The following is a 24228-nucleotide window of genomic DNA, read 5'->3' as shown; positions in this document are numbered from 1 at the left end:
GCGCCGGATTATTCTTTGGCTGTCTTCGCGGCAGGTTTCTTTGCCGCGGGCTTCTTGGCAGGCGCCTTCTTCTTTGCAGCAGGCTTTTTGGCTGGGGCCTTCTTCTTGGCCGAAGGTTTCTTCTTGCCTGCCTTCTCCGCGCGCTCGTCAATCAGGTGAATTGCCTGCGCCAGCGTGATTTCTTCGGGGTCTACCGTGTCGGGGATTGTCGCGTTGATCTTTTCCCACTTCACATAAGGCCCGTATTTACCCTTCATCACGTTGACAGGTCCGCCTGCCTCCGGATGCTCGCCCAATTCACGCAAAGGGGCTGCGGCCTGGCCCCGCGCGCCACGCGACGCGACTTTCTCTGCGAGCAACTGAACCGCGCGGTTCATGCCCACGGTAAAGACTTCGTCGATACCCTCAAGGTTGGCGTTTGTGCCACCGCGATCAGAAGTGCTGGGCGCGTGCTTGATGTAAGGGCCATAGCGGCCAATGTTGGCCCAGACCATGATCCCGTCTTCTGGGTGAGGCCCGATTTCACGCGGCAGCGATAGCAGCATAACAGCGCGCTCCAGCTCCAGCTCTTCGGGCGGCCAGTCTTTTGGAATAGACTGACGTGGTGGCTTCTTGTTCTCTTCGGTTAGCTCGCCCCGCTGCACGTAGGGCCCAAAGCGGCCTTTGAATACGCGGATCTCCTCGCCCATGTCCTCACCCAAAAGCTTACCCTCTGGCGGAATGGCGGATGCTTCTGCTTCGGGGTTCGGGGGACCGAAGGGGCGGGTATAGCGACACTCGGGATAGTTGGAGCAGCCAATGAAGGCGCCACCGGAGCGGGCTGTGCGCATGCTAAGGCGACCGGCACCACAGTTGGGGCACAGGCGTGGATCGGAGCCATCCTCTGTCGCGGGGAAGATGTGCGGTGCCAGCACATCGTTGATCTTCTCAAGCACTTCGGTGATCCGCAGCTCGGATGTTTCTGCAATCGCAGCCGAGAAATCACGCCAGAAGCGGTCGAGAACCTTTTTGTAATCCGCGTCACCGGCAGAGACTTTGTCCAACTGGTCTTCCAGATCGGCTGTGAAGTCATAGCCGACATAGCGGCGGAAGTAATTTTCAAGGAAGGCAGTGACCAGACGACCCTTGTCTTCGGGGATCAGGCGCTGGCCCTCGCGGCAGACATAGCCGCGGTCCTGAATAGTTGTGACAATACTTGCGTAGGTGGACGGTCGGCCGATACCGAGCTCTTCCATACGTTTGACCAGCGTAGCCTCGGTATAGCGTGGGGGCGGCTGGGTGAAATGCTGCGCCCCAAGAACGGCGTCCTTCTCGGCCAGCAGTGCACCTGATTTGCGTTGCATACCGGCCTGACCCTTGTCGCCGGCATCAACCAACTCATCGGTCTCAAGCCCTGCGGCTTTGCCGAAATCATCGCTATAGCGGGCGGCAGCGGCTTTTTTCAGCGTATCACCCTGAGTGATCTGGGGCAGGCGGCGTTCGTCCTCGTCGGTGACATCGTCACGGCCTTCCTCATAGACTTTGAGGAAACCATCAAACAGCACGACCTGACCGGTGGCGCGCAGGGTCACCTGTTTATCAGCCGAAGAAATATCAACCGTCGTCCGCTCAAGTCGTGCGCTTTCCATCTGGCAGGCAAGCGTGCGTTTCCAGATCAGATCATAAAGTTTGCGCTGGTCGCCATCCATCAGCTTAAGCGCTTCGGCGTCCTTGGACATTTCCGTTGGGCGGATACATTCGTGCGCTTCTTGGGCGTTCTTGGCCTTGTTCTTATAGACGCGGGGGCTGGACGGCACGTATTTGCTGCCGTAGCGATCTGAGATCGCATCGCGGGCCATTTGCACAGCCTCCGGCGCCATATCGATGCCGTCTGTCCTCATATAAGTAATGTGACCCGCCTCATAGAGACGCTGGGCGGTGCTCATGGTCTGGCGTGCGCCCATGCCGAATTTCCGGCTCGCCTCCTGCTGGAGGGTTGAGGTCATGAAGGGGGCTGAGGGGTTACGCGTTGCAGGCTTTGCCTCAACCGACGCGACCTTAAGATCGCGGCTGGATACGGCCTGCACTGCCATTTCTGTCTGTGTGATGTCGGCCAGATCGAATTTATCAAGCTTTTTGCCAGCAAGCTCGGTTAGGCGTGCTTCAAATTCCTGCCCCGATGGCGTGCTGAGCAGGGCCTTCACGCTCCAGTATTCGCGGGGGCGGAACGCTTCGATTTCCATCTCGCGCTCGACGATCAGGCGCAGGGTAACCGATTGCACCCGGCCGGCGGATTTGGCGCCGGGCAGTTTGCGCCACAGTACCGGGCTCAGGTTGAAGCCCACCAGATAGTCCAGCGCACGGCGGGCAAGGTATGCCTCGACCAGCGGCATATCCACCTGACGGGGATTTTTCATAGCCTCGGTCACGGCCGTTTTGGTGATCGCGTTAAACACGACGCGGCTAACGGGGGTGTCTTTCTTGATAGCTTTGCGCTGTGTTAGTGCTTCTTGAAGATGCCAGCTGATCGCTTCGCCCTCGCGGTCGGGGTCAGTCGCGAGAATGAGTTCATTGTCATTCTTCAGCGCATCGGTGATCGCTTTCATGTGCTTTTTGGAGCCGGAATCAATTTCCCACAGCATCTCGAAATCGTTTTCGGTATCAACCGATCCGTTCTTGGGCGGCAGGTCGCGAACGTGGCCGTAGGAGGCCAGAACCGTAAAATTGTCACCGAGATATTTGTTGATCGTCTTGGCCTTGGCGGGAGATTCGACAACGACTACTGGCATAAAACTAAGGTCCTTCGACGGGGTGTTTTGCGGCGTCTATGGCCTTTGACATGTGGGATGCAAGGGGTCTTTGTCAATGCGTCCCGCGTTGTTGCAAGGGATCAAGCCCGTAGACGAGGGCTGAATATGCTAGGTTTTGACGTGTAAACTGCAGGCAAGTTCGTCAGCTGAAAGTGCGTGTTTTGCAACTTGCCGCTGATCCGTAGTGCAGGGGCATGGATCGTGTTTTGGGGCAACCATGCTGCTCATAACCGCGTCAGACCGGTCGTGACAGTTACCCCCCAGCAGAGCGCATTACCTTGCCGTCCAGTTCCAATTCCACAACCGCAGGAGTTAAGGCGGCCGACGTGATTTGCAGATCGCGGATCAACTGGTCCTCGGCAACAGGCGATGGCCCGAGCCGTTGCAGGATTGACAGGTGAAGGCTGGCGGTTTCGCGCAATGTGCGGCGCGGCTGCTTCGTTGGTTGCGCGGCTGCTTCGTTGGTTGCGGGGCAGGTGCTGTCACGGTGGACGAGGTAAGCGGCAGTTGCTCTTGATCTTCAAAAGCGGGGCCCAATGCCTCAATGATGTCGGCAGCGTTGCGGACCAGTGTTGCACCATCGCGGATCAACATATCGCCGCCAGCCGCGCGCGCATCAAAGGGGTGGCCCGGCACAGCAAGCACATCGGGACCTTGATCCAGCGCGTCGCGGGCAGTGATCAGGCTGCCCGACCTTGCAGCGGCTTCGACGACAACGGTAGCGCGGGCAAGGCCTGATATGATCCGATTGCGCGTTGGAAAGTGACGCGCCATTGGTTGCAGGCCGATCGCTTGTTCGGAAAGACGTAGACCCTGTTTGGCGATGTCCTGTGCTAGGCCAGTATTTTCTGCGGGGTACATAACGTCGACGCCGCCGGCTTGGACAGCAATGGTGCTATGGGGCAGGGCGGCCAGATGGGCGGCTGTATCAATGCCGCGCGCAAGGCCCGAGACTACCACAAAACCGGCCTCTCCCAGTTCATGCGCCAAGGTTCGTGCCATTCGTGTGCCCAGCGATGACGCATTGCGCGCGCCCACTAGCGCAATCATCGGCCGTGCGAGCAGTTCAGGGTTGCCCATGAGCCACAGAAACGGGGGAGCATCGTCCAGTTCTGCCAAACTGGTCGGATAGTCGGGATGGTCCGAATGCAGCAGCTTCGCGCCCGCCGCATGCCCTGCACGCAATTCGGCGCGTACGACTCCCTCGGGGCAAATCTCGTATCCAGAGACGCCCGCGGCGCGCGCTACCTCTGGCAGCGCGGCCAGCGCGTTTTGCGCAGTGCCGTGTTCAATCAGCAGTCGTTTATACGTGGATATACCGACCCGGCGCGAGCGCAACAGACGGAGACGGGCAAACTGTTCGTCTTCTGGGGTGGGTGGGAGTGGGGGGTGAGTGGAAGAAGGATTGGTGTTCCTGTCAGTCATTCCCGTAGCTCCGACTGTTGCTGGAATCAGTATTACCTTTTGCTGGTTAACAGGGGATGAATCGATTTGAGCAAATTCGGTTCAATGGTGATATTTGAAGACCTCGGGCGCGCGTATCCGTAAAATGAGCCAGCATAGCGCTGCTGTCATCGCGCCATGCAGTACAAAAAAGGTCCAGAAACCTACGTAAAATGCCGAACTAAACGTAGCTTGAAATAATACAATGGTCGCTGAACCGAGGACTACGCCAAGCGAAACCGCAACGCCCCATCCGCCAAGGCCCAGTCTGATCGCGCCTTCGAGAAGTAGACCTCCGACGAGGGCAACAAACCATGTAACAACAGGCCCCGGCAGAACAAGAAAGGAGATGTAATAGATGGCTGCCGCTACGTTCGACTGCGCAACCTGCGCGGAATCGATCAAAAGAACTGGGATTAGCGCCGCGCAGGGTGGTATTAACACGGCCCCCAGAACGGCGTAAAGCCAATCGCGGGTTGAGAGAGCGGCAGCCGCCTCGACGTCAGTGCGCCATACCGGCCAAGCTATCGCTTTGCTCACGCTGCCGCACCACCAATCGTCAGACCTCCGATCATTAGCGTTGGCTGGCCCACGCCCACGGGCACCCACTGGCCCTGCTTGCCGCAGTTGCCCATGCCGGGGTCGAGGCTTGGGTCGTTGCCGATGGCGCGGATTTGTTTGAGCGCTGTGGCGCCATCGCCGATCAGCGTGGCTCCTTTTACAGGGGCGCCGACGATGCCGTTTTGAACGCGGTAGGCCTCGGTGCAGGAAAACACGAATTTGCCGTTAGTGATGTCGACTTGGCCGCCGCCGAATCCCACGGCGTAGATGCCATCTTTGAGGCCTGCCACGATATCACCGGGGGCCGTGTCGCCGCCCAGCATATAGGTGTTGGTCATGCGCGGCATGGGGATGTGCGCGAAGCTTTGGCGGCGGCCGTTGCCAGTGCTTTTCACGCCCATCAGGCGTGCGTTCTGGCGGTCTTGCATGTAGCCAACCAGCCTGCCGTCTTCGATCAGCACATTCTTAGCGCTGGGCGTGCCTTCGTCATCCACCGAGATGCTGCCACGGCGGTCGGGAATCGTGCCGTCATCCAATACAGTAACGCCTTTGGCTGCAATCTGCTGACCCATTAGCCCTGCAAAGGCGCTGGAGCCCTTGCGGTTGAAGTCACCCTCCAGCCCGTGACCAATGGCCTCGTGTAGCAGGATGCCGGGCCAGCCGGGGCCAAGGACCACGTCCATCACGCCCGCAGGGGCAGGAACGGCTTCAAGGTTCACAAGGGCGACGCGCAACGCTTCGCGTGCTTTGGCCTGCCAGTCTTCGGGTTTGAGCATCCCGTCGAGGCCGATCCGACCACCACCACCTGCTGTGCCGCTCTCGCGGCGGCCCTCATGTTCGACAATCACCGACACGTTGACGCGGGTCATCGGGCGGATATCGCGTACGGACGTACCTTCGGGGCGCAGGATTTCGACCTCTTGAATCGACGCAGCGATAGAGGCGCTGACCTGCACCACACGGCCATCAAGGCTTCGGCAGAAATCGTCGATCTCACGCAGTGCTTCTACTTTTACAGAAAATGCTGCACCTGCGATGGGGTCTTCATCAGTATAGAGCTTTTGGTTGGTGCCGTCGGGCGCATCGGCCCATGTGCCACCTCCATCACCCACCGCAAGGCGTGCGGTTTGGGCCGCGCGGCGCAGGGCGGCTTCGGAAATCTCGGTAGAGTGGGCATAGCCTGCCACTTCGCCGCGCACCGCCCTTAGACCAAAGCCAGTTGCGGCGTCATAACTTGCTGTCTTGAGGCGTCCGTCATCGAACACCAACCCTTCGGAGCGGCGGCGCTCGAAAAACAGCTCGCCGTCGTCGGCACCTGCCACCGCTTCGCGCAGGACGTGCAGCGCGGTATCACGGTCAAGGCTGTCGTCAAAAGGCGAGAAAGGGGTGTCTGACATGGGAAGGTGCTCCTGAGGGCGGGGAAGGGGCGCTTCGCGTCCATCTGACGCAAGCATAGGACTTTCTTTCGTTCTCAGAATATGATTGTAAGGCGCAGGATTACAACGGCGGGGGCGCATCTCCGTGCGTTTTAGCCACCTAGGGTCAAGAAAATCAGGACGAAAATGATGACAAAGCACCTCACACTTGCGGGCCTTATGGCCGCCTTTACAAGCCTGCCCGCGTGGGCACAAAGCATTGATCCACAGGGTCTTGAGATCATTGGTGCTCCGGTAGACGGCAAGATGGGCTTTCAGCCCGGCGTGACGGAGCTGGCGACGGATCTTCAATGGCTTGACGGAATGATTCTTGTGATCATCACTGCGATCACGCTGTTCGTAACAGGTCTGATCCTCTGGGTTGCCTTCCGCTACAATGCCAAGCGTAACAAAACGCCTGCGACATTCACCCACCACACACCGGTTGAGATCGCTTGGACAATCGTTCCGATCCTGATTCTTGTCGGTATTGGTGCGTGGTCCCTGCCAATTCTGTTCCGCCAGCAGGAAATTCCCGTCGCTGACATTACGATCAAAGCAACGGGCAACCAGTGGTACTGGTCCTATGAATACGTGGACGACAATTTCGGTTTTGACAGCTACATGATCGGCGCACCTGCGTTGGGTGGCGAGAACCGCAAAACACCCGAAGTGATCGCTCAGCTTGAAGCTGCTGGCTATTCGGAAAGCGAATGGCTGTTGGCAACCGATACTGCGGTTGTTGTTCCAGTGAACAAGACGATTGTTGTTCAGGTCACTGGGTCTGACGTGATTCATGCCTGGACTGTACCCGCCTTCGGCGTGAAGCAGGACGCCGTACCGGGCCGTCTGGCACAGCTTTGGTTCAAGGCGGAAAAAGAAGGCGTGTTCTTCGGTCAGTGTTCAGAGCTGTGTGGCATTGCCCACGCTTACATGCCGATCACCGTTAAGGTTGTGTCCGAAGAAGCTTATGCTGAATGGCTCGGCCGCGCGAAAGAAGAGTACGCGGGTATTCCGCAGCCGCTGACAGTGGCATCGGCTGACTAAAGTCCTATCGTCGGTGCGCTTTGTCCCGATGACATCCGCCACAGTGCCTGACCCTGTACTGTGGCGTCCCCATATAAGCCTTGTTTTGGAATGAGCCTCGGATGACTGACGTGACAAATGCACAAAGCTATGACGCAGACCCGCAGTTGGGGGATTACTATGCCCTGCTGAAGCCGCGGGTGATGCAGCTTGTTGTGTTCACAGCTGTTGTGGGCATGCTCGCAGCGCCGGTTTCCGTGAATCCCGTGATCGGCTTCGCTTCTATTCTGTTTCTGGCCATCGGGGCTGGTGCGTCCGGCGCGCTGAACATGTGGTGGGATGCCGATATCGATGCGGTAATGAAGCGCACGGTGAATCGGCCTATCCCGGCGGGCAAGGTTACGGCACAAGCTGCTTTGTATCTAGGTGCCGCTCTTTCTGGCCTTGCGGTGATGATGCTGTCGCTGAGTGCCAACTTGTTGGCCGGCTTCATGCTTGCCTTCACCATCTTTTTCTACGTAGTGCCATACACAATGTGGCTCAAACGCTCGACCCCGCAGAACATTGTTATTGGTGGTGCGGCGGGGGCGTTTCCTCCGGTCATCGGTTGGGTGATCGCAACGGGTAGCTTTGCGGTAGAACCATGGTTGATGTTCGCGCTGATCTTCATGTGGACACCGCCGCACTTCTGGGCGCTGGCGCTGTTCATGCGCAATGACTACGACGATGCGAAAGTGCCGATGCTGACCGTCACGCACGGTCGCCGCGCCACACGCAATCATATCCTTGCATACACAATACTGTTGGTGATCCTCGCTTTTGGCACCGCTTTCTCCGCAATCGGCGGTTGGGTCTATCTGGTGACAGCGCTGGTGCTCAATGCGCTGTTCCTCAAAGGCGCTTATGACATCTGGCAGCGGGACGAAGTAATGTCCGAGGCAGATAACTTCGCGGTTGAACGTAAGTTCTTCCGCTTGTCGCTTTGGTATCTGTTCGCCCATTTTGGCGCGATCCTGATCGAAGCGACCCTGAAACCTGTAGGATTTGGAGGCTGGTAATGGCACTTAGACGCGAGCACGAACTCCATTCACGTCGCAAAAGCCTCAACATCGGCGTTGGTCTGATGCTGGGCGCGTTTGTGATCGTCGTGATGGTTTTGACCTACACCAAAATCACTTCAGTCGAATTTCGTATCCCTGCCTCGCAGGCGACCGGCGTAGGTGAGCAGACTGGTACGGGAGGCAACAACTAATGGCGATGTCCGGACCACAAAAGACTGTTGCCCAGACCGTTGGTCTGGTGGTTGTGATGGGTGGCCTCGCTTGGGCCTCCGTTCCGTTCTATAACTGGTTTTGCCGCGTAACGGGCTTTGGCGGCGTGCCAGGCGTATCCTTGGTGGCCTCAGACGAAATTCTGGAGCAAACCATCAAGATTCGTTTTGACGGTTCCGTTAACAGCAAAATGGCATGGGAATTCAAACCCGTCGTCCACGAGATGGAAATTCGTATCGGTGAGACCGGTCTTGCTTTTTATGAGGCCTACAACCCCACGGATAAGCCGATCGCCGGCCAAGCAGCCTATAACGTGACCCCCTATCAGGCGGGTGCGTTTTTCGAGAAGATCGACTGCTTCTGTTTCGAAGAGCAGGTGCTTGCCCCCGGCGAGCGCGTGCAAATGCCCGTCAGCTTCTTTGTTGACCCCGAAATCGTATCGGATCGTGAAGGTCAGTATATACATACCATCACGCTCTCCTATACATTCTACGAAATTGATCTGCCCGAAGGGTATGCCGCCCTCGATACCGATCAGCCAACTGACCTGAACTAAACAAAAGGACATAGGGACGCGCGCCATGGCCCATGCAAAAAATCACGACTATCATATCCTAACTCCCTCCATCTGGCCGCTGCTGAGCGCGCTGTTTGCTTTTGTCATGCTCACAGGCGGTGTTCTGTGGATGCATGACGTGACACCTTTCGTCTTTCTGATCGGTTTCGTCGGCACGCTCTACTGCTGCTTTGCTTGGTGGTCCGAAGTTGTTGAAGACAGTAAGATTGGCGACCACACCAAAGTGGTCCAGATCGGCCTGCGTTACGGCTTCATCCTGTTCATCATGTCCGAAGTGATGTTCTTTGCTGCGTGGTTCTGGAGCTTCTTCAAGCACGCGATTTACCCGATGAACGAGTATTTTGGCACTACTTACGTACCTCCAGTGATCTACCAAGTGGACGCATTCCACCTGCCGCTGATCAATACGTTGATTTTGCTACTGTCCGGTTGTGCTGTGACATGGGCGCACCATGCGCTGGTACACGGCAACAACCGTGCAGACCTCAAAAACGGTCTGATCATCGCAGTTGTGCTCGGTGTCCTCTTTACCTGCCTGCAGGCATATGAATATCAGCACCTGCTGCACGAAGGCTGGGTATTTGGCGGCGACGCGTTCTTCTCCAATTTCTTCATGGCCACAGGTTTCCACGGCTTCCACGTTGTCATCGGTACAATCTTCCTGTTCGTTTGCTGGATGCGCGCCCGCGCGGGTCACTTCACATCCGAACAGCACGTAGGGTTTGAGGCCGCTGCTTGGTACTGGCACTTTGTTGATGTTGTATGGCTCTTCCTTTTCTTCGCCGTCTACGTCTGGGGCATTCCGTCCTAAGGGCGGGCTTGCACCTTTAGCCTATAAGGTTAAGCACCAACGCGCGGGGCCAATGCCTCGCGCGTTTTTTGTCTCTAGCCACTGATGGGATACCTCATGCGCCGTAGTCTTTTTCTTGTTGTCATCGGTCTGGGCGGGGCTGCTATTTTGCTATGGCTTGGCTTTTGGCAGATGCAGCGGTTGGACTGGAAGCTGAGTGTGATTGCCGACATTGATGCGCGGATCATGGCAAAGCCTGTGGCGCTGCCTGAGGCTCCCGATCAACAAAATGATTCCTACCTGCCAGTGGAAGTGTCCGGCAAGGTTGGAGAACCTTATCTTCGTGTGCTGGTCAGCCAGAAAGAGATCGGCGCGGGCTACCGCATTATCTCGGCTCTAGATACTGGAAGCCGCCAGGTGCTGCTTGACCGTGGATTTGTCCCTGTCGCGCTGATAGAAATACCTGCCCAGAATGACGCTGTGACCGTTCAGGGCAACTTGCAATGGCCACAAGAGACCGACGGTTTTACGCCGGAGGCCGATATGGACAAGAACATCTGGTTCGCCCGTGATGTGGACGCTATGGCCGCCGCACTGGGAACCGAGCCGGTCCTTGTCGTGGCCAAGCAAACCTCTTTCGACGATGCGCCCGTGATGCCGCTGCCGGTTGACACGGCTGCGATTCCAAACGACCACCTGCAATACGCGATTACGTGGTTCTCGCTTGCCGCGATCTGGATCGCGATGAGCATTGCCTTTATCCTGCGCGCCCGCCGCGCCCCCCAACAGACGAGCTGACCCATGCGCTATATCTCCACCCGCGGAACCGCCCCGATCCTGTCTTTCGAGGAAGCGATGCTGACAGGGCTTGCCCGTGACGGTGGACTTTACGTGCCGGAAACCATCCCGCTGCTAAGCCACGCAGAGATCAAAGCGATGGCGGGCAAACCCTATGAGGAAGTCGCCTTCACGGTCATGCGCCCGTTTATCGGGGATACTTTCACCGACGCCGAATTTCGCGATCTGATTGCTAAGGCGTACGAAGGCTTCGGCCACGACAGCCGTGCCCCGCTCAAAGAACTTGCACCCAATCATTTCCTGCTGGAGCTGTTTCACGGCCCGACATTGGCGTTCAAAGACTTTGCCATGCAGTTGATCGGGCAGATGTTCCAGCTGGCCCTTGGCCGCAAGGGGGAGCGGGTGACGATTGTTGGCGCGACCTCTGGTGATACAGGTTCGGCGGCGATAGAGGCGTTTCGCGGCCTTGATAACGTGGATGTCGTTATCCTTTATCCCCACGGCCGGGTGTCCGAAGTGCAGCGCCGCCAGATGACCACCCCGTCCGAGAGCAACGTGCATGCGTTGGCCATGGACGGTGATTTTGATGACTGTCAGGCCCGTCTCAAGGATATGTTCAACGATTTCGAATTCCGCGACGGGGTGAAGCTCGCTGGCGTGAACTCAATCAACTGGGGGCGTGTGCTGGCACAGGTGGTGTATTATTTCTCCTCCGCGGTAAGCCTAGGCGCGCCGGAGCGCAAAATCAGCTTCACAGTGCCAACCGGAAACTTCGGCGATATTTTCGCCGGCTACATCGCCAAACAGATGGGCCTGCCGATTGACCAGCTTGTCGTGGCGACCAATCAGAACGACATTTTGCACCGCTGTCTGAACGGGCAGGGCTATCACAAGGATACGGTGCATCCCTCAATCAGCCCCTCGATGGACATTCAGGTCAGTTCGAACTTCGAGCGGGCGTTGTTTGACGCCTATGACCGTGACGGCAATGCCGTGGCGCAGCTGATGGCAGAGTTGGGACAGGGAGGCTTTGACGTCTCCCAAGGGGCGGCACAGGCGTTGTCCGAACACTACACCTCTGGCCCCGCGTCAGAAGAGGAAACCTCGGCCACCATCACACAGGTGCTCGCGCATAGTGCCGAGCTGCTTTGCCCGCACTCCGCCGTTGGCGTGAAAGTCGCAAACGAGATGCGCGATCCGGCAACGCCGATGGTCACATTGGCCACCGCCCATCCCGCGAAATTCCCTGACGCTGTTGAAGCGGCGACAGGCATCCGTCCCCCCTTGCCCCCGCGCATGGCGGACCTTTATGACCGCCCCGAGCGTTTGACCCGTGTGCCAAACGATCTTGACGCGCTCAAGACCCATATCAAAGGACTAATTGCTTAGTGACACTGCAAACGCACCGCCTCTCCAACGGCTTTCGTATCGTGACAGAATATATGCCGGGGCTTGCTTCGGCCTCTATCGGGGTCTGGGTCGGCGCCGGAGGGCGGCACGAAACGCCTGCCCAAAACGGCATCGCCCATTTTCTTGAGCATATGGCGTTCAAGGGAACCAAGACGCGCACAGCGCTCCAGATCGCCGAGGCGATCGAGGACGTGGGCGGCTATATTAACGCTTACACTTCGCGTGAGGTGACGGCCTATTACGTGCGCGTGTTGGAAAATGATGTGCCGCTGGGCCTTGAGGTGATCGCGGATATTCTGCGCAACCCGATCATGGAAGATTCCGAGATCGAGGTAGAGCGGGGCGTGATCTTGCAAGAGATCGGTCAAGCGTTGGATACACCCGACGATGTGATCTTTGACTGGCTGCAAGAGCAGGCCTTCCCCGACCAGCCCATGGGCCGCACGATCCTTGGCCCGTCCGAGCGTGTGTCGAATTTCACCCGCAAAGACCTCACCGGATTTATCAACCAGCACTATGGCCCAGAGCAGATGATCCTTTCGGCTGCTGGCGCGGTGGACCATGATGCGCTGGTGGCTATGGCCGAAGACTTGTTTGGCGATATGAAGCCCAAACCACTGATGCAAGCGCTGCCTGCTTTGTTCGCGGGCGGCGAGTATCGCCAATCCAAGGAACTGGAGCAGGCGCATTTTGCACTGGGCTTTGAATCCCCCGGTTATCGCGCAGACGATATCTATGTCGCACAAATCTATGCCTCGGCCCTTGGCGGCGGCATGTCGAGCCGCCTGTTTCAGGAAATCCGCGAAAACCGTGGTTTGTGCTATACGATTTTTGCCCAAGCGGGTGCCTATGCCGATACTGGCATGATGACGGTCTATGCAGGCACCTCCGGTGAGCAATTGGCTGAACTTGCCGGCATCACCATCGACGAGATGAAGCGGGCGGCGTCTGACATGTCTCCTGCCGAAGTGGCACGGGCGCGTGCCCAGATGAAAGCGGGTTTGTTGATGGGCCTGGAAAGCCCCTCCAACCGCGCCGAGCGTCTGGCCCGTCTGCTACAGATCTGGGACCGTATTCCGCCGCTTGAGGAAACGATTGCACAGATTGATGCTGTGACCACAGGTGACGTGCGCGACTTTGCCGAACAGATGGCCACGACAGCACCCGCCGCGTTGGCGCTTTATGGTCCGGTCGACAGGGCGCCCACGCTAGAAGCGCTTGAGGCAAGGCGCGCTGCCTAATGCTTCTCGCAAGGCGTAAACTCAAGCTTGAGACAGAGCGGATGACCTTGCGGTCACCCCTGCACAATGATTTCCGCGCTTGGGTGGCGCTGCGCAGCACCAGTCGTGAGTTTCTGACCCCGTGGGAGCCTGCGTGGTCGCCGGATCACCTGTCACGCAAGGCGTTCTCGAACCGCGTCTATTGGGCCAACCGTTCAATCAACGCAGGCACCGCCCTGCCGCTGTTTTTGATCCGGCGCGAAGACCAGATGCTGTTGGGGGCGATCACGCTGGACAACATCCGCCGCGGCCCCGCGATGGCGGGCACTTTGGGGTATTGGACCGGAGAGACGTTTTCGCGCCGGGGCTACATGCGGGAGGCGATCGAAACAGTCGTGCATTACGCGTTTACTCATCTGGAACTGAGCCGCATTGAGGCCGCCTGCCTGCCTGAGAACACGCCTTCGCGCAGATTGCTGGAAAGGTCCGGCTTCAAGTATGAAGGTGTTGCGCAAAGCTATCTCGAGATTGACGGGCGCTGGCGGACTCATGTTCTGTATGCGGCGTTGCGCGGCGACAGGCGCGGTAAAACAAGCGTTTCGTGACTGATCTGGTTGCAAGGCGGGCAATCGAGTGGGGGGGGGCGCTAACCGTATTGCAACTTGGCTTTGGTGAATCGCACAACTGATGTTACCGTCTTATTCATGATGATCCGTGTGCTTGCTGCTTTGATGCTGATGTCCGCGCCGCTTTATGCGCAGGATGTCCCAACCCGCACACCCAGCCATTGCCATGCCTTAGCTGACGCCGCGCCAGGGCTGGAATACCTGCACCACGCTTCACTACGCGCGGTACAAGACGAGACGGTTGATCTGCACTATATCTCACACGCCAGCTTTCTGATCCGCAGTACAGGCGGGCTCAACCTGGTCACAGATTTCACAGGCTTCATCGGCAATACCCGAATGATCCCCGACGTGGTGACGATGAACCACGCCCATGACACGCATTGGACGGCCTACCCTGATCCTGCCATTCCGCATGTGCTGCCGGGTTGGGGGCCCTTCGGAGAGGGGGTGACCCACCGTCTGGATCTGGGTGAAGTGCTGGTGCGCAATGTCTCGACCGATATCCGGTCGCAGTTTGCCGGTGTGGAAGAGAACGGCAATTCGGTCTTCGTGTTCGAGATCGCGGGGCTTTGCATCGGACATCTGGGGCATCTCCATCACGCACCAAATGATGAGCAATACGCCGCCATCGGGCGGCTGGATGTGGTGATGGTGCCAGTGGACGGTGGCATGACCCTTGATCTGCCGACGATGATTTCTGTGGTCAAACGCCTGCGCTCGCGCATTGTGCTGCCGATGCATTGGTTCTCGGGTTTCGCGCTGGAGGATTTTCTGGACGGGATAGAGGATGAATTTTCGGTGGTGCGGGTCGAAGGGTCAATGCTGAACGTCCGGCGTAATTCGTTGCCTTCGCAGCCCACGGTCATGGTTTTGCGTCCGCAATATCTGCGGGATGAGTGATCCTTAGCCCTTGCATCTGGCTGGCCTGCGTTAGATCAATAACTATGACAGATCACCTGAACCCCGCCGACGCCGCCTTTGCCGAAAAACTTCGTGCAGCCCTGCCCGAAGGCACGCTGCATGAGGCTACCGCGAATTACCTTGAAGAGCCGCGCGGACGTTATGCCGGGCAGGCTGGCCTGCTGGCCAAGCCGCGCACAGTGCAAGAAGTCTCTACCTTGATACGAATGGCTGCCGAGGCCCGCGTGGGGGTGGTTCCTTATGGCGGCGGCACTGGCCTTGTCGGAGGGCAGGTGGCCGAAGAGGGGGCTATTCCGCTGATCTTGTCGCTGGAACGGATGACCGCCATTCGCTCGGTCTACCCTGATGAAAATGTTCTGGTGGCAGAGGCCGGCGCGATTTTGGCTGATGTGCAAAACGCCGCAGAAGCGGCCGAACGGCTGTTCCCTTTGTCGCTGGCGGCAGAAGGCACGGCGCGTATTGGTGGCAATCTTGCGACCAACGCAGGCGGGACGGGCGTGCTGCGTTACGGTAATGCGCGCGATCTGTGTCTGGGGCTTGAGGCCGTGTTGCCGGACGGCCAAATCTGGAACGGTCTGACGCGTCTGCGCAAGAACAACACCGGCTATGACCTGCGCCACCTTCTGATCGGTGCGGAAGGAACGCTGGGTGTGATCACTGCCGCGACGCTCAAGCTGTTTGCGCGGCCCGCAAAGACCGGTACGGCCTTGTTGGTTGTGGAGGACCCTGAGAGCGCGCTTAAGTTGCTGAGCATGGCGCGAGAACTGTTCGGCGAGATGGTGAGCGCGTTTGAGTTGATCCACCGTCAGGGCTTTGACTTCCTGACCGAGACGATGCCGGACGTACGCCAGCCTTTTGCCACGCCGCCCGAGTGGTGCGTGCTGATTGATCTTGGGCTTGCGGCTGACATGGACCCCCAAGCATCGCTTGAAACGCTCTTCGCGAATGCGTTGGAGGCGGGCCTTGTCTCTGATGGTCTCATCGCGCAATCCACGGCACAGGCTCAGGATTTCTGGGCCATACGTGAAAGCATTCCAGAGGCAAACCGTCGCGTCGGATCGATATCGAGTCACGACATTTCCGTACCGCTGGGTGCCATTCCTGAGTTCATTGAGCAGGCCGGTGCGCGGCTGGCGCAGATGGGTGATTTCCGGATCAACTGCTTCGGTCACGTGGGCGACGGTAACCTGCATTATAACGTCTTTCCGCAAGTTGGACGGATACGCGACGACCATGAAAACCAACGCGATACTATCAAGACCTGCGTGCATGACCTCACCCATGAGTTGGGCGGATCAATCTCGGCCGAGCATGGTGTCGGGCGGCTTAAGGTTGGCGATCTTGAGAAATACGGCGATCCGGCCAAGCTGTCGGCCATGCGGGCAATCAAGGCTGCGCTTGATCCCGTTGGCATCATGAACCCGGGGGCGGTGCTGCGCGCTTAAGGGCGCAAGCAATCGATCAGCTTCCACACCGATTAATCCACAGCAGGATTGGCGATATCGCCGTGTGCTGCAATGATACCTGTTGCTTCTAGATAGAGGACCTCGTCGGATTGCTGTGATGATCGGCAGGGACCATCAAGTGACGCAATGGCATCGCGCGAGGTGATCTTGGCTTTTTCGAATATGTCGACGAACCCCGCCTCGCTGTAGATACGGTGTGCGACTGCTTTGCCACCCACATGCAGCGCTCCTGTCGCAAAACGCGCGACGGGGTTAGCGGTGTCTTTTGCGGACCAGGCCATGGCCATACGGCCATTGGGGCCAGCGTGATTTTGGTGAGGGCCGCCTTCGCCTGAGAGTATCCAGCGAACGGGTGGAACCAGTTTATATTCGGGTAGTGACCTTTTGGCGTTGAGATGATGGTTTGCGATGCCGTAGCCGATTTCATCTGCATAGCGTGCTCTTGTCGGATAGCTGCCAAGGTGGGAGGCACGGTTTGCCAGATCCACCACCGAGGTACCGCCCCAGACCGAAGGCCACGTGAGCCCGATGACCAGCGGATCCAATGCCGCGCCTTGCGCAAGCGCCGCACGGCGGCTGTGTTGAACCACTGCATTGCAGCGCGCAATCGCTTCGAACTGGTCATTGTTCCAACCCATCGAGGCAAACAGCAAGTGCGTGTAGGGACGACCATCGGCGCGCGCAGTCCGGACGTCTTTGATCACCAACTCTTCCATCTTGTCCAGCGCGGTCCAGTCGGTCTGATCGCTGTCCGTGAGCAGAGCACCGGCGTAAGGACCAAAAGCTGTTTTGCTGTAGGCGCTGTGGATCAACTCGACCGCGCTGTCAGCTGGCTCGGCACTGCTGCAGTACCGCTGGATATGAGAAACGAACATAACTATGGGATCATCAAGGGCAGCGTCAAAAGAGCTGCGCTGCTGGGCCACATCGCGCGGATGTATTTCCATGGTTGAAGCAAAAGGCGCGCGCAGGCGGGTGAAATCGGCGCTATCCCCCTGAAAACCGATCTTCGCGTGCGGGCTTTTTCAATGCCGATGATGTAGCGCTGGGCGTTGAGCGGATGGGTGAACAGGGTGTTGAGCAGGGCGTGGAAGCGCTAAATCGTTCCATCCGTCGCGAGCGCTTTTTCCTAGTCTGGTGGGACGTGTTTATTGAGGGTGCTGCACTGCGCCAGAAGTCCTGCTGCGATCAGGGCTATAGGCCAGTGTCTAAATTGGATCGATGCCGCCATAACCAGCCTCCTTGCGCCCGCCTAAGCTCAGCGTTGCGCAAGTTGGAGTATTTTCAGCCTGTGCGATAAATCCTAGTGGCCGTCGAAGGCGCACAAGGCTTGAATATCTATGCCCATTGCCTCAAGCCGCTTACGACCACCCAACTCGGGTAAGTCGATGATAAAGCTGACCGAAACAACCTCAGCGCCCAAACGCTCCAGTAGTTTGATGCCTGCCTCTGCGGTGCCGCCAGTGGCAAGCAGATCATCCACGACCAATACTTTCTCACCCGGTTGCACGGCGTCTTCGTGGATTTCCATCGTGGCTTGGCCGTATTCAAGCTGGTAGTCTTGGCTCAGCGTCTTGCCCGGCAGTTTGCCCTTTTTGCGGATCGGCACAAAGCCAAGGCTGAGTTGGTGCGCAATCGCGCCGCCCATGATGAAACCGCGCGCCTCAAGCCCCACGACCTTGTCTATGCGCATGCCCGCATAGGGGTGCAACATCTGGTCAATCGCCATGCGAAATCCGCGCGGATCGGCAAACAGCGTGGTCACGTCGCGGAACATGATGCCTTCATGGGGAAAGTCGGGGATCGTGCGGATATATTCACGGACGGTTTTCATGCAGCACTCCTGCGCAATGTGGCGGTTAGAACGCCCATGGTAATAAGGGCAGCACCGCCTGCGCGGGTGATCCACGTGATGATGCCGGGTTTTGCGATGACGCGGCGCAGCCGGTCAGCCGCCAGTGCATAGGCCAATGCGTTTAGCGCGGCAAGCCCGACGAAGGTCGCGATCAGAATGGCAAACTGCGGCAGCAGGGGGGGCGTCTGTCCGGACAAACTGTGGAACGAACGCGATGAAGAACGCGATGCTTTTGGGATTAAGGGCCGTGACCGCTGCGGCATGGGTGAACACCCGGCCTGCGGTGACACTTTCGGCCTCTGGAGGTGCCAGACCGTTCGAGGGGGCCGAGCGGATAAGCTTGATTCTGAGATAGACCAAATAGACCGCCCCAACCCATTTGAGAACGGTGAACAGCGTGGCAGAAGCCAACACCAGCGCGCCAAGCCCCAGCAAGGAGGCAGTCATGGCCACCAGATCACCTAAGGCAACGCCGGCAGCGGAGGCCACCGCAACGGACCGACCTTTGGACAGCGCATAGCTGAGGACTAATAGGATCGTCGGGCCGGGAATGAGCAGAAGCGCCATAGAGGCAGCAGCAAAGGTGAGCCATAGATCAAAAGGCATAAGTGCGGGCTTTCACTTGGGAGGGTAATGGCGGATCAGCGCCACCCTGTCCTGCGCGCCCAGAGTTTTCAAGCTGTTGTCGGCATTTTGTGACAGGATCGAGCGGCTGCGGTAATAGGGATTCTGGATGTCGGTGATCAGCCCCAACGCTTGGGTGATTTCTTTGAGCATCACAGATTCATACTGGCGCATGGTCATGGTGCTGGAAAACCCGATGGCGGCTGCGTTGATCGTACTGCCGTCAATATCGAGCGCTATGATGGCATTGGCCATGGTAAGCCCGTCCAGCAGATTGATTTCATCCAGTGATGATCCGATCGCCGCGCGCGGTGTCGAGGAGATGGATTGCGATGTCCGGCGCTTGCGCACGCTCAACCAACCGCACCGCCATGCCGATCTTGTTCAGCCGTTGCACCGCCCGCACTACAGAGGCTTCAGCCCGCTTCAACTTGCCGCCTAAGAAGTCAGGCGCACGGGTAACAATGCCAACTGTGATGACCTCCTGATCCCATCGGTAGAAAGGTTTGGCGCAATCACCTTTCGGTGACGCACCACAGGCGACAAGTCGGTAGAAGGCCGTGTCACCCAGAGGGCCTTCGCGGTCGACAAAATCCTGTGCCCGCGAGGGGAGCGCGGCACAGGCCAGCAGCGCGCCGATGCGCCCCAAATGGGTCAGAGCACGCGCCCAGCGACGGCATCAAGCTTCGCCACCAGCGCGGGATCGCGCGCCTCTGCGCTGGTCATCACGGCGTATTCCAACGCGCGGTCACAGCCGTGCGGGCAAAGCGCGCGCTCGGACCCCAACAGCGAAGGCAGGCGCGCCACCAAGTTGCGGGCATTGGCTGCATTGCCTTGTAATGTCTTGATGATCTCGGTCACGTCCACTTCGCCGTGGTCGGGATGCCAGCTGTCATAATCGGTGATCATCGCGACGGAAGCATAGCACAGCTCGGCTTCGCGGGCGAGCTTGGCCTCTGGCATGTTGGTCATACCGATCACATCCGCGCCCCAACTGTTGCGGTACATATTGCTTTCCGCCAGCGTCGAAAACTGTGGGCCTTCCATTGCCAGATAGGTGCCGCCGCGGTGCACGGTAACACCTGTGGCCTTTGCGGCTTCCTCGCAGGCGTCCGACAGGCGCGGGCAAGTGGGATGTGCCACGCTCACATGGGCGACACAGCCGGTGCCGAAGAACGATTTCTCGCGCGCAAAGGTGCGGTCAATGAACTGGTCCACAATCACAAAATGCCTCGGGGCCATTTCCTCGCGGAAGGAACCGCAGGCGGAGACCGAGATCACATCCGTACAGCCCAGCCGCTTAAGCGCGTCGATGTTGGCGCGGTAGGGCACTGTCGAAGGCGTATGCACATGGCCCCGACCGTGGCGCGGAAGAAAGGCCATCTCGATCCCGTTAAGCTTTCCCGTCAGGATCGCGTCCGACGGCGTCCCCCAAGGGGTCTGCACCGTGGTCCACTGGGCATCCGTCAACCCGTCAATATCGTAGATGCCAGAGCCGCCGATTACGGCAATTTTTGTGGATGTCATGGGAGCCTCGTTTGCTGAATTAGTCTGCAGTCTGCCTTGCCCCGTGAGCGGTGAAAAGCCCCAAAGCCTTCGTGCTCACGCCTCGGTGAGCGCAGATGACCGTCTTTTCTGGTTTCCGACCCATCCCGTCGGATGCCCCCGAGATGATGAAAGATGGCGATCTCTCGTCGGCTCGGGACCGTTCGTAACATGCCGATGACCGCCCTGACTGCGGGTTTTCTTTTGGTGCGCTATGGTCTAGGTGCTGCGCAACACATCCCATTCCCCTACATCTCAGGAGAGATCATGGCGCGTAGTATCTTCCGCAGCTTTACCCAGAACCTGTCGCCGAAAAACATGGACATGACCGATCTACGCTGGATGGGCGAGCACGGCTTTTCCGTATCACGCATGCGCATCGAGCTTTTGTCCGGCCTGACCGTGGCCTTGGCGCTGGTGCCCGAGGCCGTAGCCTTTGCTTTTGTGGCCGGTGTTCACCCATTGGTCGGCCTTTATGCCGCGTTCATTGTCGGGCTAATCACCGCGTTGATTGGCGGGCGTCCGGGCATGATTTCGGGCGCGACGGGCGCTTTGGCGGTTGTGATGGTGGCACTTGTGGCGCAGCACGGCGTTGAATATCTATTCGCGACCGTCGTCCTAATGGGTCTTTTGCAGATTTTTGCAGGCGTCATGCAATGGGGCAAGTTCATCCGGTTGGTGCCGCATCCGGTGATGCTGGGCTTTGTGAACGGCCTCGCGATCGTTATTTTTCTGGCGCAAATGGGCCAGTTCAAGGTCCCGGGGTCGATGGTTGAAACCGGTCACGGGCTTGGCGGAGGAGAGTGGCTCTCTGGTATGCCGATGGTCCTGATGTTGGCGCTGGTTGCGGCCACGATGGCGATTATTTGGGTCATGCCGCGCATCACAAAGGTTATTCCAGCACCGCTAGCCGGGATTGGCATTGTGGCTGCTGTGGTCATCTTCACAGGCATGGAAGTGCCACGCGTGGGTGATCTGGCTTCTATTCAGGGCGGTCTGCCAAGCTTCCACAATCCGTTCGGCACCGGTGAGGGGATTTATGGAACGGCCCTTGCGCCAATGAACCTTGAGACGCTGTACATCATCGCGCCTTATGCCGTGATCCTCGCGGCCATTGGCCTGATCGAAAGCTTGCTGACGCTGAACCTTGTGGGCGACATGATCAATAAACGCGGCGGCGCAAGTCAGGAATGCGTGGCCCAAGGTGTTGCAAACACTGTTACGGGTTTCTTCGGTGGCATGGGTGGCTGTGCGATGATCGGCCAGTCGATGATCAACGTGAAATCTGGTGGCCGCACGCGCGTCGCGGGGATCGCGGCAGCGGTCTGTTTGCTGTTGTTCATCGTTGTTGCCGCGCCGCTGATCGAGCTGATCCCGCTGGCCGCTCTTGTGGGCGTGATGTTCATGGTGGTGATCGGCACGTTCGCATGGAATTCGCTTACCATCCTGCGCAAAGTGCCGCTGACAGATTCTTTTGTGATCCTGCTGGTGACTGTTGTTACGGTGTACAAAGACCTCGCGATGGCCGTTGTTGTTGGCGTGATCGTCAGCGCGTTGGCCTATGCGTGGAACAACGCGCGCCGCATCCATGCCAAGACCTATGTCACGTCTGAAGGGGCTAAGGTTTATCAGGTACAAGGGCCGTTATTCTTTGGGTCTGCCGAAGGTTTTTCCGAGCTTTTCGACGTGCGAAATGATCCGTCAGTGGTAATCGTGGACTTTAACGACAGCCGTGTAGTGGACCAATCTGCCCTGCAGGCGATCGAAGCGATTGCTGGTAAATACGAGGACGCAGGAAAACGGATCGAGCTGCGCCATCTGAGCCGTGATTGCCACGCGCTGTTGACCAAAGCAGGCCACTTGGTGGTCGATAGCGATGATGATCCCGACTATCAGATCGCAGTGGACTATAAGGTGCGCACTGGTATCCTTGGCGCCCACTAAGCCTACCGAAAGACACAAGAAAAGCCCCGCCAACTGACCAGTTGGCGGGGCTTTTCTTTTGTAAAAATATCAGACCTTCAGCGGCGTTTCGCTGGGGGTCCATGCCAGCGGTTTAACCGCATCATCCAGTGGCGTTTCCGCAACGTGGTTCACGTAGTTGGACATGGTTTTTTGGGCAATGCCAAGGATCACGTCCAGAACCGCACGGTGGCCATAGCCTGCGGCAAAGAACTCGGCCATTTGGGCATCGTCTACGTTGCCGCGACCACGAACCATGCGCAGAGTAAAGGTGCGCAGTGCTTCCAGTTTTTCGGAAGGCAGGGGCGTCTCGTTGCGCAGCGCCTGAGTGATCGCGTCATCAACTTTCATCATCTTTGCGATGCCGGAGTGCGCGGGCACACAGTAGTGGCACTCATGCTCGACGTTGATCGCCTGCCAGACAACGGTCAGTTCGTCAGCGTCAAAGTCTGTCTCGGTGAACAGTTTGTGCAGGATCTGGTAGCCTTCCAGCATTTGGGGGCTTTCCGCCATTACCTTGTGCAGACCGGGCAGGCGGCCAAACGCGGCTTGGGATTTTTCAAGCAGGGGCTTGGAGCCTTCTGGTGCGCTGTCGATGTCGTGTGATGGGAAATCGGTCATGGGTCACTTCCTTTGGAAATTTTTAAGATGATTCCGAATTAGGCTTTCTTGATCGATCATTCAAGTATATAGTTGAGTGACCGTTCAACTAATGGTGATCTATGGCCCGTAAACCTGATTATGACCGCGAAGCTTTGATTGATGCCGCAAGGGACCTGTTTTGGCAGCAGGGCTGGGCAGGGACATCCATGAAAGATCTTGAGCGTGTTCTGAAGATCAAACCGGGCAGCTTCTATGCCGCCTTCGGGTCCAAGGATGCACTGTATGGTTTGGCGATGGATCGCTATGCCCGTGACGGGTCGGCGCGACTGGACGCGCTGGCGGCGGAATTCGGGGCGCTGGGCGCACTCAAACGGCAGCCGATGGTTGTCGTGTCGGGGGCGGGCCAGACGCGGGCCTGTATGCTGGCCAAGACCTATGTGGAATTTCTGGGTACAAAAAATGAGTTGGGCGCAAAGGCGGCAGAGCGGCTGAGCCAGATGGAATCGCGATTTGCCGCTCTGTTTGCGGCTGCACAGACGGCGGGCGACATTGCAGCTGACTTAGACCCAAAACTGTTGGCGCAGAGATATCAATCGGATTTGGTGGGCTTGCGCATCATGGCAGAGCGCGCTGATGTCGACGCCACGGCCCTTGCACAGGCCATGGCGGATGATCTTGATCGCCTACGGTAAGGTTTATCAATCGTCGGGGCGGATGATCTCGAACACTTCGCGCACGGCGGTATAATCGCGGTAGCCAAGGCGGCTAAGCGGCACATAGCGCGTCACGTCAAAGCGGCCGTCGACCACGCAATCGTCGCGCAGGTGCACGCCGATGACCTCACCAAAACAGACGAAATTCGACGCGCCCTCAATCTGGACGATCTGGGTCATCTTACACTCAAGCGCTGCGGGGGCATTGCCGACGCGCGGAGCATTGATCGCTTCGCAATCGGCTTTTTCGATACCAGCGTGGGCGAATTCATCCGTGCCGTGGGGCAGGGTGGCCGAGGAGGCGTTCATGGAGTCGCGCGCGGCGTATTCCACGATGTTCACGCAAAACACGCCTGTTTCGCGGATGTTCGCCATCGAATCTTTGGTTCCGTCCACATCGTCTTTCACGCCGGTTGAGGCGAACATCACCTGTGGCGGCACATAAGCCACGCCGTTGAAGAATGAATAGGGCGCGATGTTGTCACGGCCCAGTGCATCACGGGTCGAAATCCAACCGATGGGCCGTGGCGTTACGATGGCGTTGAATGGATTATGTGGCAGGCCGTGACCTTCGGCGGGACGATAGAACATTTTGCGCAAGACTTTCTGT

At 58.1% G+C, this 24228-nt stretch carries 23 protein-coding genes and 2 pseudogenes; 13 read left to right on the top strand and 12 right to left on the bottom strand.

Annotation, left to right across the window (positions count from 1 at the left end; genetic code table 11):
* Nucleotides 1-8: 8 nt before the first annotated feature.
* The 4 genes and pseudogenes from topA to tldD all read right to left on the bottom strand — a co-directional run bounded on the left by topA (nucleotide 9) and on the right by tldD (nucleotide 6190).
* Nucleotides 9-2768 (bottom strand): type I DNA topoisomerase, encoded by a 2760-nt coding sequence (gene topA / locus V7730_RS03795; protein WP_335746258.1) that lies wholly within the window; start codon nucleotides 2766-2768, stop codon nucleotides 9-11.
* 274 nt (nucleotides 2769-3042) lie between these two features.
* Nucleotides 3043-4214, bottom strand: a pseudogene (dprA, locus tag V7730_RS03790) (DNA-processing protein DprA).
* An 81-nt stretch (nucleotides 4215-4295) separates the two neighbouring features.
* Nucleotides 4296-4772, bottom strand: coding sequence for a hypothetical protein (locus V7730_RS03785; RefSeq protein ID WP_335746257.1), 477 nt, complete (start codon nucleotides 4770-4772; stop codon nucleotides 4296-4298).
* On the bottom strand, nucleotides 4769-6190 hold the full coding sequence (gene tldD / locus V7730_RS03780; protein WP_335746256.1) for a metalloprotease TldD: 1422 nt from the start codon (nucleotides 6188-6190) through the stop codon (nucleotides 4769-4771). The genes V7730_RS03785 and tldD overlap by 4 nt, the downstream gene beginning before the upstream one ends.
* 168 nt (nucleotides 6191-6358) lie before the next feature.
* Here tldD and coxB point away from each other — a divergent pair, with 168 nt between their 5' ends.
* The 11 genes from coxB (at nucleotide 6359) to V7730_RS03725 (ending at nucleotide 16295) form a co-directional block, all read left to right on the top strand.
* Nucleotides 6359-7255 (top strand): cytochrome c oxidase subunit II, encoded by an 897-nt coding sequence (gene coxB / locus V7730_RS03775; protein WP_335746255.1) that lies wholly within the window; start codon nucleotides 6359-6361, stop codon nucleotides 7253-7255.
* Between the two features lie 101 nt (nucleotides 7256-7356).
* Nucleotides 7357-8292 carry a heme o synthase gene (cyoE, locus tag V7730_RS03770; RefSeq protein WP_335746254.1) on the top strand — a complete coding sequence of 312 codons (936 nt, stop codon included), beginning with the start codon at nucleotides 7357-7359 and terminating at the stop codon, nucleotides 8290-8292.
* Nucleotides 8292-8486 (top strand): cytochrome C oxidase assembly protein, encoded by a 195-nt coding sequence (locus tag V7730_RS03765; RefSeq protein WP_335746253.1) that lies wholly within the window; start codon nucleotides 8292-8294, stop codon nucleotides 8484-8486. The genes cyoE and V7730_RS03765 overlap by 1 nt, the downstream gene beginning before the upstream one ends.
* A complete protein-coding gene (locus tag V7730_RS03760; protein ID WP_335746252.1) occupies nucleotides 8486-9061 on the top strand; it encodes a cytochrome c oxidase assembly protein in 576 nt (191 codons plus the stop codon). Before V7730_RS03765 ends, V7730_RS03760 begins: the two co-directional genes overlap by 1 nt.
* 25 nt (nucleotides 9062-9086) lie before the next feature.
* A complete protein-coding gene (locus V7730_RS03755) occupies nucleotides 9087-9893 on the top strand; it encodes a cytochrome c oxidase subunit 3 (protein WP_335746251.1) in 807 nt (268 codons plus the stop codon).
* 96 nt (nucleotides 9894-9989) lie between these two features.
* Entirely contained in the window at nucleotides 9990-10670 is a 681-nt protein-coding gene (locus V7730_RS03750; protein ID WP_335746250.1) for an SURF1 family protein, read from the top strand.
* Nucleotides 10671-10673: 3 nt separating this feature from the next.
* Complete coding sequence (gene thrC, locus V7730_RS03745; protein WP_335746249.1) at nucleotides 10674-12059, top strand: threonine synthase; 1386 nt, start codon at nucleotides 10674-10676, stop codon at nucleotides 12057-12059.
* Entirely contained in the window at nucleotides 12059-13321 is a 1263-nt protein-coding gene (locus V7730_RS03740) for a M16 family metallopeptidase (RefSeq protein WP_335746248.1), read from the top strand. Before thrC ends, V7730_RS03740 begins: the two co-directional genes overlap by 1 nt.
* Nucleotides 13321-13905 (top strand): GNAT family N-acetyltransferase, encoded by a 585-nt coding sequence (locus V7730_RS03735; RefSeq protein ID WP_335746247.1) that lies wholly within the window; start codon nucleotides 13321-13323, stop codon nucleotides 13903-13905. The genes V7730_RS03740 and V7730_RS03735 overlap by 1 nt, the downstream gene beginning before the upstream one ends.
* Before the next feature lie 126 nt (nucleotides 13906-14031).
* The gene (locus V7730_RS03730; protein WP_443070184.1) at nucleotides 14032-14829 is read left to right on the top strand and encodes an MBL fold metallo-hydrolase; all 798 of its coding nucleotides are present in this window, start codon (nucleotides 14032-14034) and stop codon (nucleotides 14827-14829) included.
* A 44-nt stretch (nucleotides 14830-14873) separates the two neighbouring features.
* Nucleotides 14874-16295 (top strand): FAD-binding oxidoreductase, encoded by a 1422-nt coding sequence (locus tag V7730_RS03725; protein ID WP_335746246.1) that lies wholly within the window; start codon nucleotides 14874-14876, stop codon nucleotides 16293-16295.
* A 32-nt stretch (nucleotides 16296-16327) separates the two neighbouring features.
* On the opposite strand, the gene V7730_RS03720 is transcribed toward V7730_RS03725, so the two are convergent.
* From V7730_RS03720 to V7730_RS03695, 6 genes and pseudogenes are all read right to left on the bottom strand, one after another.
* On the bottom strand, nucleotides 16328-17263 hold the full coding sequence (locus tag V7730_RS03720) for a hypothetical protein (RefSeq protein ID WP_335746245.1): 936 nt from the start codon (nucleotides 17261-17263) through the stop codon (nucleotides 16328-16330).
* Nucleotides 17264-17619: 356 nt separating this feature from the next.
* Nucleotides 17620-18150, bottom strand: coding sequence for an adenine phosphoribosyltransferase (locus tag V7730_RS03715; RefSeq protein WP_335746244.1), 531 nt, complete (start codon nucleotides 18148-18150; stop codon nucleotides 17620-17622).
* Nucleotides 18147-18777: pseudogene (locus V7730_RS03710) on the bottom strand (LysE family translocator). The gene V7730_RS03715 and the pseudogene V7730_RS03710 overlap by 4 nt, the downstream one beginning before the upstream one ends.
* A 12-nt stretch (nucleotides 18778-18789) precedes the next feature.
* Nucleotides 18790-19050: a hypothetical protein gene (locus V7730_RS03705; RefSeq protein ID WP_335746243.1), complete on the bottom strand. Its 261-nt coding sequence runs from the start codon at nucleotides 19048-19050 to the stop codon at nucleotides 18790-18792.
* A gap of 25 nt (nucleotides 19051-19075) precedes the next feature.
* A complete protein-coding gene (locus tag V7730_RS03700; RefSeq protein WP_335746242.1) occupies nucleotides 19076-19444 on the bottom strand; it encodes a hypothetical protein in 369 nt (122 codons plus the stop codon).
* A 5-nt stretch (nucleotides 19445-19449) separates the two neighbouring features.
* Nucleotides 19450-20322 (bottom strand): S-methyl-5'-thioadenosine phosphorylase, encoded by an 873-nt coding sequence (locus tag V7730_RS03695; RefSeq protein ID WP_335746241.1) that lies wholly within the window; start codon nucleotides 20320-20322, stop codon nucleotides 19450-19452.
* A 285-nt stretch (nucleotides 20323-20607) separates the two neighbouring features.
* On the opposite strand from V7730_RS03695, the gene V7730_RS03690 reads away from it, so the two are divergent.
* Entirely contained in the window at nucleotides 20608-22284 is a 1677-nt protein-coding gene (locus V7730_RS03690; RefSeq protein ID WP_335746309.1) for a SulP family inorganic anion transporter, read from the top strand.
* Between the two features lie 69 nt (nucleotides 22285-22353).
* On the opposite strand, the gene V7730_RS03685 is transcribed toward V7730_RS03690, so the two are convergent.
* Nucleotides 22354-22923: a carboxymuconolactone decarboxylase family protein gene (locus tag V7730_RS03685; RefSeq protein WP_335746240.1), complete on the bottom strand. Its 570-nt coding sequence runs from the start codon at nucleotides 22921-22923 to the stop codon at nucleotides 22354-22356.
* Nucleotides 22924-23024: 101 nt separating this feature from the next.
* On the opposite strand from V7730_RS03685, the gene V7730_RS03680 reads away from it, so the two are divergent.
* Nucleotides 23025-23597, top strand: coding sequence for a TetR/AcrR family transcriptional regulator (locus tag V7730_RS03680; protein ID WP_335746239.1), 573 nt, complete (start codon nucleotides 23025-23027; stop codon nucleotides 23595-23597).
* 6 nt (nucleotides 23598-23603) lie between these two features.
* Here the strand turns inward: V7730_RS03680 and V7730_RS03675 are convergent, their stop codons facing one another.
* On the bottom strand, nucleotides 23604-24209 hold the full coding sequence (locus V7730_RS03675; protein ID WP_335746238.1) for a flavin reductase family protein: 606 nt from the start codon (nucleotides 24207-24209) through the stop codon (nucleotides 23604-23606).
* Between the last annotated feature and the right edge of the window lie 19 nt (nucleotides 24210-24228).

The sequence above is a fragment of the Sulfitobacter sp. genome, from assembly GCF_036961165.1.
Taxonomy (GTDB): Bacteria; Pseudomonadota; Alphaproteobacteria; order Rhodobacterales; family Rhodobacteraceae; genus Sulfitobacter.
The sequence above is the reverse complement of the archived record's forward strand: the minus strand, read 5'-3'. Positions and strand labels throughout refer to the sequence as shown.